Below are 13,899 nucleotides of genomic sequence, written 5' to 3'. Positions count from 1 at the left end.
CGAATGGCTCGGCGCTTTTCGGGCCATTCCGCCGCTCCGCAATCACATTGCAGTGGGCGGGGAATCGCCATTCTTGACGCGACGGAAGATTGGGCCAGACGATGAACGATACCCTCCCGGTCGATCCACCACGATTCATGGCCCGGCCCACCCGCTTCCTGTTCTTCACGGGCAAGGGAGGGGTGGGGAAGACGTCAGTCGCGTGCGCGGCGGCCCTATCGCTTGCCGACCGCGGCAAGTCGGTCCTGCTGGTCAGCACCGACCCGGCCTCCAATCTCGACGAGATACTGGATGTGCCGCTGACGAATCACCCGGTCGCGGTGCCACAGGCTGCCCGTCTGGACGTCCTGAATATCGATCCGACGGCGGCAGCCGAAGCCTATCGCGCGCGGGTACTGGAGCAGATGGGCGCCGAGGCAAGCGCGCAGGAACTCGACACTGTTCGCGAACAGCTTTCCGGGGCGTGTACCACCGAGATCGCCGCGTTCGATGAATTCGTCGGACGGCTCGCCGATGAAGACGGCGCCTATGATCACATCGTCTTCGATACGGCGCCGACGGGGCATACGCTGCGGCTGCTCAGCCTGCCCAAAGCCTGGAGCGGCTTCCTGGCGGACAATGACCAGGGTGCCTCATGCCTGGGGCCGCATTCAGGGCTCAAGACGCAGGAAGAGCGGTTCAGAACGGCAATGCGGGCGCTACGCGATCCGTCGACCACCACCGTCATCCTCGTGACCCGGCCGGAACGTGGGGCGATCGCCGAAGCGGGCCGGACCTCGGACGAATTGCGCGCGCTTGGACTCGGCAATCAGCACCTGGTCGTGAACGGCGTGTTCCATGCCAGCGACCCGTCAGATGCGACAGCCGAGTCACTGGAGACCCAGGGGCAGCAAGCGCTGGCCGAGATGCCGGCCGTGCCTCGAGCGCTTCCGCGCGACGACATCCCGCTACGGCCCTTCGAGATGATGGGGCTGGATGCGCTGCGTGCGCTGCTGCGACCTGGCCCCTTCGCGGCGCCCCATGCCGGATCCGCTATCGCTGCGCCATGGGTCGGCGACCTGCCCGGCCTCGATCGACTGGTCGACCTGCTCGCGGCGGACGGCAAGGGGCTGATCATGGTCATGGGGAAAGGCGGGGTGGGCAAGACCACCATCGCCACCGCGATCGCGCTCGGGCTGGTCGAGCGCGGCCATGGCGTCCATCTCAGCACCACCGATCCCGCCGCTCACCTGGAGATGACGCTGGCCGGGAATGTCCCGGGCCTCCTTGTAGACCGCATCGACCCCAAAGTGGAAACCGAGCGCTACATCGCCAAGGTCATGGAGCAGCGCGGCAGCTCGCTCGATGCTCAAGGGCAAGCCCTGCTGCGCGAGGACCTGGCCTCGCCCTGCACGGAGGAAGTCGCCGTCTTCCACGCCTTTTCGCACATTGTCGCCGAAGCGCGCAGCGCCTTCGTCGTGCTGGACACGGCACCCACCGGACACAGTCTGCTGCTCATGGACGCCACCGGCGCCTATCACCGGCAGATGACGCGCCAATCGGCTTTGCACGCGCCCGGCCGCATCACCACACCGCTGATGCGGCTCCAGGATCCCGACTATACGCGGATCCTCCTGGTCACCCTCGCCGAAACCACGCCGGTATCGCAGGCAAGTGCGCTGCAGGACGATCTGCGGCGCGCACAGATCGAGCCCTATGCCTGGATCATCAACAAGAGCCTGCTGGCGGCCGGGTCGGGCGACGCGCTGCTGCGCCAGCGGCTCGCGGGCGAGCGGAAACAGATCGATCGCGTCCGCGGCGCGATGGCGAAGAGGCTCTTCTTCGTGCCGTGGCAGGCGACTCCCCCGGTCGGCGTCGCCGCGCTCGAACGGCTCGCGCGTGACCGCGCCACTTGCAACGACCAGCCGCCGCCGCTCTCCAAGGCGATTTAGTCTTGCGCATCATCCGCCAAGCCTGATCAACAGCCTGATTTTACCGGTTTTCCCGGGCCAGAAAAGCAAGGCGGAAAAACGAAGATATCACGACGGGAGCTGACGCCCGTTGTCGGTCCAGCATTCGGTTTCCTTCCTACCGCTTGGCCCCGCGATTGGGGATATAGGCCTGTCCTGACTTGTCCGCTTCGGCCTTGGCCGGCGTATCGGGAAACAGGTCGTTCATCTTGCCCGGCAAATTCGGCTGGACATACCATTGCGGGGGAAAATCGGCCGCGTGCGTGCCGTTCACGTCGCGATGAACCAGGCCGCTGCTGGTCTTTTCCGTATAGGGCACGACATGCTGGCCTTTGCTGTTGGCGAGCTGCTCGAACAGGGCGTGGCGCAGCACCAGCTTGCGGTCGAAATAGGCCGGATCATCAATCAGATTGTGCATCTCATCCGGGTCTTTGGTGAGATCGTAGAGTTCCTCGGTATCCCACACGCCATGATATTGGATGTACTTTACCCGATCACGCTCGATCGCGAAGGTCGTCGGTGTCTGCGGGAAGGTCCATTCCCAATAATATTCATAGACGAAGTCGCCCGGCTTCCAGTCGGCCGGCTTCAGCCTGCCCTCGGCGAGGCCAAGCCAGCTCTTGCCCTCCATCTGCTTCGGCTCGGGCACATGCGCGACATCGAGAAAGGTCGGCGCCAAATCGAGATTGCGCACCACGGCGGGGTTGGTCACGCCCCTTGGCAGCAGCCCTGGCGCATAGGCGATCATCGGCACGCGGATCGAAGGCTCATAGGCGTTGCGCTTGTCGATCAGGCCGTGATCACCGATCAGGAAACCATTGTCCGAATAGAACACGATCATCGTGTTCTTCTCCAGCCCCGCCTTTTTCAGATAGGCCAGGATCCGACCCAGGCTCTCATCGACGGGCGACAATGTGCGATAGATGTCGCGCACCTGCTCGGTCAGCTTGCGATCGGTATGATAGGGGAAGTCAGCGCCGTGCCAGCTGTTGCGCTGGTTCTGCACCCACATAGGCTTGCCCTGATTGTTCTCCGGCGTGTTCGCCATGCTGGCCGGCAGCCTGATCGCGAGATCGGCATATTGGGTCTTGTAGCGGTCCGGCGGCAGCGGATCGGAATGGACTGCCTTGTGGCTCAGATAGAGGAAGAATGGCTTTTTGGGATCACGACCCTTTTCCAGCCAGTCCATCGCATAGTCGGTAAGCTCGTCAGTGATATAGCCGGTGCGCTTGACGACCTTGCCGTCGACATTCAGCGTCTGGCGCTCGCCCGCCGCGACCTGGCTTGGCGATAGCTGGTCGGTCGGGAAATAGGTGCCCTGCCCCTTGAAGCTCACCCATTTGTCGAACCCGGCGCGCGGCGCATCGGTGTCGCTGCCCATATGCCATTTGCCGAAGAAGCCGGTCTGATAGCCGGCCTGCTGCAGATAGGCGGGGAAGAAGATCAGCCCCGCCTCGGATGAATTATTGTTGTCGATCACGCCGTGGTTGCGCGCGGTCTGTCCGGTCAGGATCGTCGCGCGGCTCGGCGAGCATAGCGACGAGGTGACGAGCGCATTGGGGAAATAGACGCCGTTCTTCGCGAGATAGTCGATATTCGGCGTCCGGAGCCCCGGAGTGAGGAAGCCCATCGCGTCGTAGCGCAGGTCATCGACCAGCACGAAGACGATATTCTCCGGGCGCGCAGGGGCGGCCGGCGTTGCCGGGCCTTTGGCCCAGACGGGGGCGGAAATCAGCGCACAGGCGGCAAGCGCTGCGGTGCGCAGGCGAGAGAGGCGGCCGAGGGTCACTGTCTATCCTTTTCGCGAAGCACGCAGCGAAAGCCGATATGGCTGGTGGAGGAATCGATCGGCTGGGCATGCCGCGCCGCAGGGCGATAGCGCTGGCAATAATTGGGTGCGCACAGATGCGACCCGCCCTTGAGCACCTTGCGGCCGATCGGCACGTGCGGCGTACATGGATCGAGGCTGTCGCGCTCCCTGCCGCCGCGCGGGTTGGCCGGCACGCAACAGGCGCCCTTGAACTTCTTCTTCTCGACCGTCGGAAACGACCACCAATCGGCGGTCCATTCCCAGACATTGCCGATCATGTCGAACAGCCCATAGCCGTTGGGCGGGTAGGTGCCGATCGGAGAGGTGCGCTCCCACCCGTCGAGCAGCTGGTTGGCGAACGGAAAGGCCCCCTGCCAGTAATTGGCGAGCATCCGCCCCTCGGGCGCGAGTTCGTCACCCCAGGCGAATTCCACGCCCTCCAGCCCGCCGCGCGCGGCATATTCCCATTCCGCCTCGGTCGGCAGGCTCTTGCCCACCCAGGCGGCATAGGCCTCGGCGTCGCCATAAGCGATGTGGACGACCGGATGATCCGGCAGATCGTCGATCGTGCTGCCCGATCCCAGCGGATGGCGCCAGTCCGCACCGAATTTAAAGTGCCACCACCGGGTGAAATCCTCCAGGTCGACCGGGCCTGCAGTCCGCTCGAACACCAAAGATCCCGGCTGCGCCATCTCGATCGGCATGCCCGGATAGTCCGCAGGATCGGGGGCGATCTCTGCCAGCGTGCGATGACCGGTCGCCGCCACGAACCGTGCAAACTCGCGGTTGGTCACCGGCGCCTCGTCGATCCAGAAGGAATCGACGCGTACCGGGCGTACCGGCGCCTCTTCCGGGTAGAAACGCTCTGACCCCATCGCGAAGGTGCCACCGGCAATCTGGCGCATGCCAGCGATCGACGTGGTCACCATCGCAGCTGTTCCTCACCGCAAAAGGCATCCACCGGGCTCCGTCCGGTGAAATCAGCCTCGCCCACCAGCCGCCGAACCAGCTCGCGCTGATTATCGGCGAGAGAGCAATACGCGTTGATATAGGTCGAGAAATTGGGCGCGTCGTAGAGATAATAAGGCTGGCCGAACGACACCAGCAGCGTCGGCACCTCGCGGTTGAACTGCGCCATCGCCTTGCGCGGCCCACCGTGCAGCCTGGCCATGTCGAGATAGATATGGCCGAGGCTGGGCGTCGCTTCCTGCCCGACCAGATACACCAGCAAATCGGTATCGGCCGGCGTTGGGAAATGGTCGCGATCATAGGCACGCAGCTCGAAGCCGCGCTGCCGCATTTCCTCATGAAACGGCGCGAAACTCCGCGCGGGCGCGCCTGAGAAAAAGCTCCAGCCCTCCTCGCCGATCACCGTGACGCGCCGATGGCGGACGGGATCGAGCGGCAACAGCGCCTGCGTATCCTTGACCAGGGTCAGCCCCTGGCCCGCCGCGCGCGCCGCCGTGGCCAGATCCGCCGGTCGCCGCAGCTGGGCGCGCACCGCGTCGCGCGGCGCGAGCCGTTCCTCCACGGTTGCGCGGTGCAGGCCGAGCTTCGCCTTCAGCGTCAGCATCCGCGTGACGGCCTCGTCGAGCCGGGCCTCGCTCAGCCGCCCCTCGCGCAGCCCCTTGAGCATCAGCGCCATGTCCGATCGCGGCTCGCGGCTGAACAGGAAGACGTCGCAGCCATTCTCGATCAGCGCCGGAACCGCCTCTTCACGATCCATCCAGCTGGTGAGCCCGCCCATCGGCGTCGCGTCCGACACGACGAGGCCGCGAAACCCCAGCCGGTCGCGGAGGAGAACCTCGTTGAGAAGATGGGACACCGAGGCCGGGCAAAAGGCCTCGCGTCCCGCATCCGGTATCAGTGACCGCAAAAAGGCGGGCAGCGCGATATGCGCCGACATCACGGTCATCACGCCGTCGCCGATCAGCGCGCGATAGATTCGGCCGAAACTGTCGTCCCATGCAGCCAGATCGAGCGAATTGACGGTTGTCGCCAGATGCTGGTCGCGATCATCGATGCCGTCGCCCGGCCAGTGCTTTGCGGTCGCGGCGATGCCATGGGCCTGCAACACGCGGACATAAGCGCGTGCCTGGGCCATCACCGTCTCGGTGTCCGCACCATAGGAGCGCGTGCCGACGATCGCGTTGCGAAACGCGCGGTTGATGTCGACCACCGGCGTGAAGGACCAGTTATAGCCGAGTGCCCGACTCTCACGCGCGACGATCGCTGCGATCTCCTCGGAAAGCGCCAGATCGTCGCATGCCGCGATCCCCATCTGGTTGGGAATGTGCGTCGCGAAGGGATAGCTGGTCGTGCCCCCCTCAATATCGCCCGAGAGGATCAGCGGCACCTCGGCGCCATCAAGCGCGTCGCGTGTCGCGCGCCAGGCAGCAGCGAGATCGCCGCTCGGAAAGCGATGGATACCGCCCGGGGCGAGCGCTGACAGGCCGGCAGTCTCCTCGGCGGTATCGTCGCGGCTCGACAGCACGAAAAGCTGAGCGATCCGGGCCTCGGTACCGAGGCTGTCGCGGGTACGCTCCACCCATAGGCGATCCGCCGGAGACAGCGCCAGCGGATCAGATATCGGGCGCGCATCCTCGAACGCGGGCAGCTCGGTTGGCGAGCCGGGCGTCATGCGATGCCCTCGGCCAATTGTGCTGCCTTGAGCCCCTTCATCCCGATCAGCAGAAAGACCAGCGCCAGCGGCGAAAAGATGGCGCAGGTGATCGCGATGGCCTCCGGCAGGCGTTGCGGATCCGCGAAGCCGTAATCGGTGATCAGCGCGACGACCGTCGGGCCCAATGTGCCGCCGACCAGGTTCGCCAGCAGCATGTACCCGGCCGAGACCAGCGCCCGCATGCGGTTGGGGGTGAGATCCTGGAGCGCGGCGAGGCCGCCGCCGAGATTGAAGCCGGCGAAGAAGTTCATTGCCCCGATCATCGCCAGCGCCATTTCCGGTAGCGGCACCAGCGGAAAGCCGATCGTGAGCGGCACCAGCGCGACGAACCCGATAAGCGCCACCAGCAGATTGCCGCGCGGGAAACCGAGGCGATGCAGCCAGCTGGCGCAGAAGCCGCCGGCCAGGGCGCCGGTCGTCCCGCAGAAGAACACGACCAGCCCGTAGCGCGCGCCGATCTCAGCGATCGTCCAGCCGAATTTTCGCCCGAAAAAGGCGGGAATCCACGCACCCGTGCCGTTGCCGACAAGGATCATCATCGCGAAACCCAGTCCGATCCCGAAATAGGCCGCCTTGCGCGAAAGGACATGAGCGAAGAACGCCTTGAGCGGCACCGAGCCGGTATCCGATACCAGCCCGCGGCGCGCTGGCTCGCGGATCGCCAGCACCAGCAGCGACAGCAGCAAGCCCGGTATGCCGAGCGCCAGGAAGATCACGTGCCACCCCTTGACCGTCCCGATCACCGGCAGGGCGATCGAGCTTTCGGGCGGGAGCACGCTGGCGACCAGGCCGCCGATGAGCAGCGCCAGCGCGCCGCCCAGATACACGCCCATCTGGTAGACGCCCATCGCCGAGGCGAGACGTTCGCGCGGAAAATAGTCGGCCAGCAGCGAGTAGGCCGAAGGGCTGAACCCAGCCTCGCCCGCACCGACGCCCACCCGCGCCACGAACAAGGCACCGAAGGATCGCACGAGCCCGCAGGCCGCGGTTGCCAGGCTCCACACGAAAACCGAGGCAGCGATGATGTTGCGCCGATTGGACCGATCGGCCAGCCGCGCCACCGGAATACCGACGCCGACATAGAAGAGCGTGAAGCTCAAGCCGTACAACAGGCTCATCGCCGTATCGGACGCGTGCAGATCCTGTTTGATCGGTTGCACCAGAAGCGCGAGCGCCTGCCGGTCGACGAATGCCAGCGTGTTCGCCAGCATCAGCACGATCGCGACGAACCATGCGGTGCGCGCGGGGGGCCAGGCCGGCGCATCGTCAGGGGCAGGGATCAATTCTTTTCCTTCGGGAATGCATCCTGGAGAGGCGCGCGCTGCTGGAAGCGCGCCGCGGCCTCGCCAAGCGGCGGATTGCTGTATTTGCGCGCCTCGCGCCACCAGAGCGCCTGCATCTCGGCGAGTTTCTTCGGCATCTCTCGCGAAAGATCACGTGCCTCGGCGGGGTCTTTCGACAGGTCGAAGAGTTCCCATTGGTCGGTCGTGAAATCACTGCCGATGCGGTGCATCGCGACGGCCCGCCAATTGCCCGAGGTGATCGCGCGATTGCCGCGCAGCTCGAAGAACTGGACGGTCCGCGTCTCGCGCGCGGCGCCGGACGCCAGGCTCGCCCGGAAGCTGTGGCCGGCGACCGGAATCTGCCGGACTCCGTCGATTCTGGCGGCGAAACGCGTGCCGGCCACATCGAGCAGCATCGGCGCGATATCGACCGTATCGACATATTGATGGCGGATCGCGCCGCCGTCATGGATGACCCTGGGCCAGGACACGATGAGCGGCGTCCGCACCCCGCCGAGATAGGGCCATACCTTGTAGCGCCTGAAGGGGCTCACCCCGGCCATTGCCCAGGGTCGCTGATATTCGGCCTCGGTCTTGTCTGTACCCAGCTCGGACAGTCGCGCCTTCATCTCCGCGATGCTTGGCTGGTTGTGCCGGTACATGCCTTCGAAGGATCCGGTCTGCCCGGCTTCGCTGGCAGCGCCATTGTCCGAAAGCAGCACGATCAGCGTGTTGTCATATTGGCCGCGTTGCTTGAGCGCGGCCACGAGACGGCCGATCTGCACATCTGCATGTTCGATGAAGCCGGCATAGACCGCCATGAAGCGGGCGAACACAAGCTTCTCGTCGTCGGTCAGGCTCGCCCAGGCACGGTCGCCGGGATTGGCCGGCGGCAGCACCGTGTTCGCCGGAATCAGGCCGTTGGCCTTCAACCGCTCGAAGCGTTCCCGCCGGATGGCATCCCACCCCTTTTCGTACACGCCGGCATAATGGTCGCTATAGGCGGTCGGCACCTGGATCGGCGCGTGGGCAGCACCAAGCGCGAGATAGACGAAGTTCGGTCGCGTGGTGTCGCTGAGCGACCCAATCGCATGGTCGATCAGGTCTTCCGAAAGATGATAGCCGGGCGTGTCCGGCTTGGGGAGCGGCTGATTGCCCCGAATAAGCGCCGGATGATATTGGTCGGTCCATCCCGAGATGAATCCGTAATAGTCGTCAAAGCCGCGCTGGAGCGGCCATGAGGCGTTCTTGCCCGGCGTGCCGTCCTCGAACTCCGGCGCCAGATGCCATTTGCCGATAGCGTGGGTGGCATAGCCCGCGGCGTGCAGTGCCTGTGCGAGGGTCTGCGCGTTCCCGGGCAGCTCGTCCCGGTCCTTGGTCATGTTCGTCGGGTCGGGCCGCTCGGCGGGCAGATCGGCCATGCGCACCGTCTGGTTGTTGCGCCCGGTGAGCAGCGCCGCCCGCGTGGCCGTGCAGACCGCCTTGCTGTCGAAGCGGTTGTAGCGGAGCCCGTCACGCGCCAGCGCATCGATGTTGGGCGTACGGATCTCGGAGCCGAACGCCCCGAGATCCGAAAAGCCGACATCGTCCAGGACAATGAGGATGATATTGGGGCGTTGCGCCGGTGCGGGACGCGATGCGCCGCCCGCACCGGCCAGCGCCGGCATCGCCCCGATCGGGGTTAGCAACATCGTTCCCACTGCCAGGGCCGCCAGACTGCGCTTCATCAACTCCGCCTTCCGAATATGCCGATGTAAGGGACGATGCTGGAACCAGATGCCGATCGTTGACCTGATGCCGAGCGCGACGAACCACCGGCCCGCCGCGGTAACCAAGCGGCTCCATCATCGGGAGCGAGGGTCAAAAAGGTTCCTTCCGGATGACGTCCTGAAGCACCGTTCGACGCTTGAGACGCGGCGCTCCTCACATTCCGTCCAGCAATTGCGTCGAACGGGTCAAAGCATCGGGAAAGATCGGATTTGGGATAAACTCCGGAGTCCCGCGTTCGTCGCGATGCTCGTCGGGAACGCCGCTGGTATTGATATACCAGTTCAACAGACGCCGCTGCATGTCAGCCCGCACGGAAGCCATGCCGCTTTCGTCGATCAGGTTGCGCGCCTCGCCCGGATCATTACGTCGATCATAGAGCTCGTCCTGGCCAGCCGGTCGCGAGATGTAGGTGTAATGCCTGGTTTTGATCGATGCATCCCGCGAGATCATGGCGGGGTCGTTATTTTGCAGCGCCCCCTTGCCGGCATAGACACCGCCGCGGGGTGGCTCGAACGCCTGGGGCTCGTAGATGTTGTAGCCGCCTTCGCTGAAGGCTGCCCGCCTGGCATCGCCTGCGGCCCCCTGCAATTGAGCCGTGAGATTTCGCGCAAAATGGGTATGTGTGGCGCGCGTTCCGGCAAGATCCAGGAAGGTCGGCATTATATCGAAGAGTTCGGTCATCTCTTCGACCACATGACCAGACGCTCCGCCAGGAACCTGTGCGATCAAGGGCACATGGGTCAGGCAGCTCTCCAATCCGCTCGGCCATTTCTCTACCAGGCCATAATCACCGGCATAGTCCCCGTGATCGGAACTGACGAACAGCGCGGTGTCCTGTGCATGGCCAGTACGCTCCAGCGCTTCGAGCATCTCGCCGAGCAGCCAGTCCGTATAGGCAACCTGATCATAATAGGTCGCGCGGACCTGGCGCATGGTCGCGTCATCGACCGCATCGAGGCCATATTCCTTCCTGATCCCCCGGTGAAAATTCGGCTTCTTCGGCAAATTGGGGGGGACCAGCGCCGGGATCGCATTCGCCTTGTAGGTCCCCGCAAATCCGTCGGGCGCGCGATAAGGCGGATGGGGCTGGAACAAGGGCAAGAAGATGCAAAATGGCCGATCCTGCTCCTTGCGCTCCAGAATATGGATCGCGTTCTGGAGCGTAAGATAGTCGCTGTTGGCCCGCCGGTCGCCGCCCCCGGGCATCAGCATGGTCAAAGGCCCGGCAGGGCGCGCACCCATCAGAACCGACGGACCGGTACGCGGCGCGTCAGCCCATTCGGTGACGCTGTCGGCGAAGCTTTCCGGCGCGAGAGCATCGTTCTTCCCGAACCAGAATATGTCGTAACCGGCATTCTTCAGATAGCGGAACATATTCGGTTCCGACTGTCGAAGGAGATAGAACAGGCTGCGGTGCCCACGCACGCTGGTTGGCCAACCCGTCAGCATGCTGCATCGCGATTGTGCGCATACCGGATTCTGCACGTGGCATTCGGCAAAGCGGGTGCCCCGTTTCGCCAAAGCATCGAAATTAGGCGTACGCACTACCGGGTTGCCGTAACAAGCCAAAGCATCGGCACGCAGTTCGTCGGGAAAGTACAGAATCAGGTTAGGCCGCCGGCTGAGCGGCGGCGGCCCCGAGCCGAGCAGCGCCCCGGCAAGGGGATAAGGCCCCGAAAGCGCACCCATTGCCAGGGTCGCGGCCGTCGCCGACAACATTCGGCGCCTGCTCAGCATGGGGTCACTGTTCACAACCTCTCCTGACTACATTGCTCGGGCAAATCCGGGCGGCTCGCGTTGTGACAGAGATCAGGTGATCGATCCCGGTAAATGCAGATGCCTCATCACGATCAATGCGGACCATGGCCGTTGCGGCGACAAAAGCCATGGCCCGAAAGTCTCGATCAGGAGCTCACTACCCACCTGTTCAGAATCGGACTCCCAAAGTTGCCCCAAAGTAGCGATCGGCATCCTTGTTATAGGTCGCCGTCAGGTCGTAGGGCTTCGCCGCCGTTGCCAGCAACGAGTTGTGGCTCACGCTGGTATAATAGTTCACGTCGAACATGTTCTTCACGAACACCGACAGGCTGTAGCGCTTGTCGATCGTGTGGATCCCGATCGAGGCATCCACCAGCGTATATGCTTCCTGGACCAGCAGCGGATCCTGCTCGATCGCGAATTGCTGCTTGCTCTGGAAATTGACGCCCACCTGCACGACGCCGGCCAGCGTGTTGCTGATATCGTGTTCCCAGCGCGGGGTGAGGCTGACCCGGACCTTGGGCGAAGCCGGCAGCGTTGCATTGCGCAGGTTCTGCTGTGGCGTGGCGCCAGCGGCGGTGCGATAGCAGATATTCACCGGTGTGCCGGTCATGACCGGCGCAGCGGCCTGGAACTGCAGCGGGCAGTTCAACCCATCGATGTTCACCGTCGAATCGGTGTAGGTGAAGGATGCATCGACCGTAAAGTTTCGGCTTGGACGCAGTGTCGCCTCCACCTCCACACCCTGCGACCGCGACGTACCCGCATTGGTCGCGACGAACGAGGTGACGCCGGTCCCCGGATCGCTGCGATTGGCCTGCACCTGCAGGTTCGTATAGTCCGCGCGGAACACGGCGAACGCCATGCTCAGCGTGCCGTCCGACGTACGCCCCTTCACGCCGACCTCATAGGCGTTGACATATTCCGGCTTGAGCGTGGCCTGTTTGGTGAAGTCGGTCGCTGCCTCCATGTTATAGCCCACGCCCTTATAGCCGCGGGTATAGGTGGCGTAGGACTGCAGCGTGCGGCTGAACTCATATTGCAGCCCGACCTTGCCGGTAAGCGATGTATCATGAGCGGTCTTGGTGCCGGCCCCGGTTTTGGGCACCCCCGTCAGCAAGGTGTCGCCTGCGACCAGCGTGCCGAGCTGGGTACCATAGTTGCTGCCGTTCTCATATTGTAGGCGCAGCCCGCCGAGTGCCTTCAACCCGCCGACGATGCGATATTCCAACTGGCCGAATGCAGCGACGCTGTTGGTCGTCAGCTCGGCGAAGCTCGAGGACGACTGATAGGTCGGGGCAGCGCAGGGCTGACCGATCACGCCCGTCGCGCAGACGGCCCGGCGACGGGAAAAGGGACGCTTGATATCCCCATGGCTGTAATACACCCCGCCGACATAGGTCAGGTCATGGCTCCCGTTCGAACCGAGGCGAAGCTCTTGCGAGAATTGCGAGAGATCGAGGATGCCCTGGTTGAGATTCCAGGAGGCGTAGGTAGCGCCGCTGCCGACGAAGAGGACTGGATCGGAATCGGTCCGGTCGATCGGCTGGTTCACCTTCAGATAATAGTCCTGATAGGCCGTGATCGAGGTCAGCGTGGCCGGCCCCAGATCCCAGTCGGCCTGCAGCGAGAAGGTCTTCTGGTTGCTTTTCGACGTGGTGAGCGTGTCCTCGGAAACCTGGCGGTTCGTCGGCGATGCGACGACCGGCGCCTCGAGCTGCGCCACCACCGGATTGTCCACCCGGATCGATGAGGAAATGCAGCAATCCGTATCGGCCTTGCGATATTCGGCGCTCAGCAGGAATTTGAGATTGTCGGTCGCGTCCCATTCGAGCTTGCCGCGCACGCCCCAGCTTTTCTGCCCGTTCACCTGGCGCTTGAGCGTGGTGTTGTAGGTGATGCCGGGCACGTCGTTGTAGAAGCCGGTGAGGCGGGCGCTCACCGTATCGGACAGCGGGCCGGAAATCGTTCCTTTCGCGCGATATTCCCCATGTTCTGCAATCGTGCCTTCAACCCGCCCTTCGAAGTCGCGGGTGGGCCGCGCGGTCACGATGCTGATCACGCCGGCGCTCGCATTCTTGCCGAACAGCGTCCCTTGCGGACCGCGCAGCACTTCAACCCGCTCGATGTCAGCCAGATCGGCAAATCCCTGCGCCTGGCGCGCCTGCACGACGCCGTCGACCACGACCGACACCGAGGATTCCACACCCTGCCCAAACAGAGCGGTGCCGACGCCGCGAATCCTGAGCGTGGTATTCGTCGCATTGGGGCCCTGCTGAAAGGTGAGCGAGGGGATGGCCTGAGTCAGCGTGCTCGTATCGTTCACCTGTCGATTGGCCAGTGAGTCGCCGGTGATGGCGGTGACGGCAAGCGGCACGTCCTGCAGGCGCTCGCTCCGCTTCTGGGCGGTGACGATGATATCGCCGATCTGGGCAGCTTCCGGGGCGTCAGGCGCGGCGCTGACCGCCACGGCCTCGCCCGACGGGGCGGTTGCGTCCGCAACCGGCGGCACCTGCTGCGCGAGCGCCGGCGCCGCGAGGGTGAACGCGACCGCCATAGCGCTGGCGGCACTGGACAGGCGAATGAAAGGACGAAGATCGGTCATTGTTTTTCCGTTTCCCTACTTGCCGCCCGTACGGCAGCCAC

At 64.2% G+C, this 13,899-nt stretch carries 8 protein-coding genes; 1 reads left to right on the top strand and 7 read right to left on the bottom strand.

What is annotated here, in order from left to right:
- Positions 1-101 precede the first annotated feature (101 nt).
- A complete protein-coding gene (gene arsA, locus ABD050_RS05975) occupies positions 102-1,931 on the top strand; it encodes an arsenical pump-driving ATPase (RefSeq protein ID WP_343888321.1) in 1,830 nt (609 codons plus the stop codon).
- A gap of 136 nt (positions 1,932-2,067) precedes the next feature.
- Here arsA and ABD050_RS05970 read toward each other — a convergent pair whose 3' ends face one another.
- The 7 genes from ABD050_RS05970 to ABD050_RS05940 all read right to left on the bottom strand — a co-directional run bounded on the left by ABD050_RS05970 (position 2,068) and on the right by ABD050_RS05940 (position 13,858).
- Positions 2,068-3,738, bottom strand: coding sequence for a sulfatase family protein (locus ABD050_RS05970; protein WP_425542413.1), 1,671 nt, complete (start codon positions 3,736-3,738; stop codon positions 2,068-2,070).
- Positions 3,735-4,664, bottom strand: coding sequence for a formylglycine-generating enzyme family protein (locus ABD050_RS05965; RefSeq protein WP_343888381.1), 930 nt, complete (start codon positions 4,662-4,664; stop codon positions 3,735-3,737). The genes ABD050_RS05970 and ABD050_RS05965 overlap by 4 nt, the downstream gene beginning before the upstream one ends.
- 17 nt (positions 4,665-4,681) lie before the next feature.
- Positions 4,682-6,400, bottom strand: a complete 1,719-nt coding sequence (locus tag ABD050_RS05960) for a glycoside hydrolase family 3 protein (protein WP_343888320.1) — start codon at positions 6,398-6,400, stop codon at positions 4,682-4,684.
- Positions 6,397-7,725, bottom strand: a complete 1,329-nt coding sequence (locus ABD050_RS05955; protein ID WP_343888319.1) for a spinster family MFS transporter — start codon at positions 7,723-7,725, stop codon at positions 6,397-6,399. Before ABD050_RS05955 ends, ABD050_RS05960 begins: the two co-directional genes overlap by 4 nt.
- Positions 7,722-9,452, bottom strand: a complete 1,731-nt coding sequence (locus ABD050_RS05950; RefSeq protein ID WP_343888318.1) for an arylsulfatase — start codon at positions 9,450-9,452, stop codon at positions 7,722-7,724. Before ABD050_RS05950 ends, ABD050_RS05955 begins: the two co-directional genes overlap by 4 nt.
- 196 nt (positions 9,453-9,648) lie before the next feature.
- On the bottom strand, positions 9,649-11,184 hold the full coding sequence (locus tag ABD050_RS05945; protein WP_343888317.1) for a sulfatase family protein: 1,536 nt from the start codon (positions 11,182-11,184) through the stop codon (positions 9,649-9,651).
- A gap of 238 nt (positions 11,185-11,422) precedes the next feature.
- Positions 11,423-13,858 carry a TonB-dependent receptor gene (locus tag ABD050_RS05940; protein WP_343888316.1) on the bottom strand — a complete coding sequence of 812 codons (2,436 nt, stop codon included), beginning with the start codon at positions 13,856-13,858 and terminating at the stop codon, positions 11,423-11,425.
- Positions 13,859-13,899 lie beyond the last annotated feature (41 nt).

The organism is Sphingomonas oligophenolica (assembly GCF_039522915.1).
In the GTDB taxonomy this organism is placed as follows: domain Bacteria; phylum Pseudomonadota; class Alphaproteobacteria; order Sphingomonadales; family Sphingomonadaceae; genus Sphingomonas; species Sphingomonas oligophenolica.
Note: the sequence above shows the minus strand (reverse complement) of the source record. Positions and strands in the feature narration are given on the sequence as shown.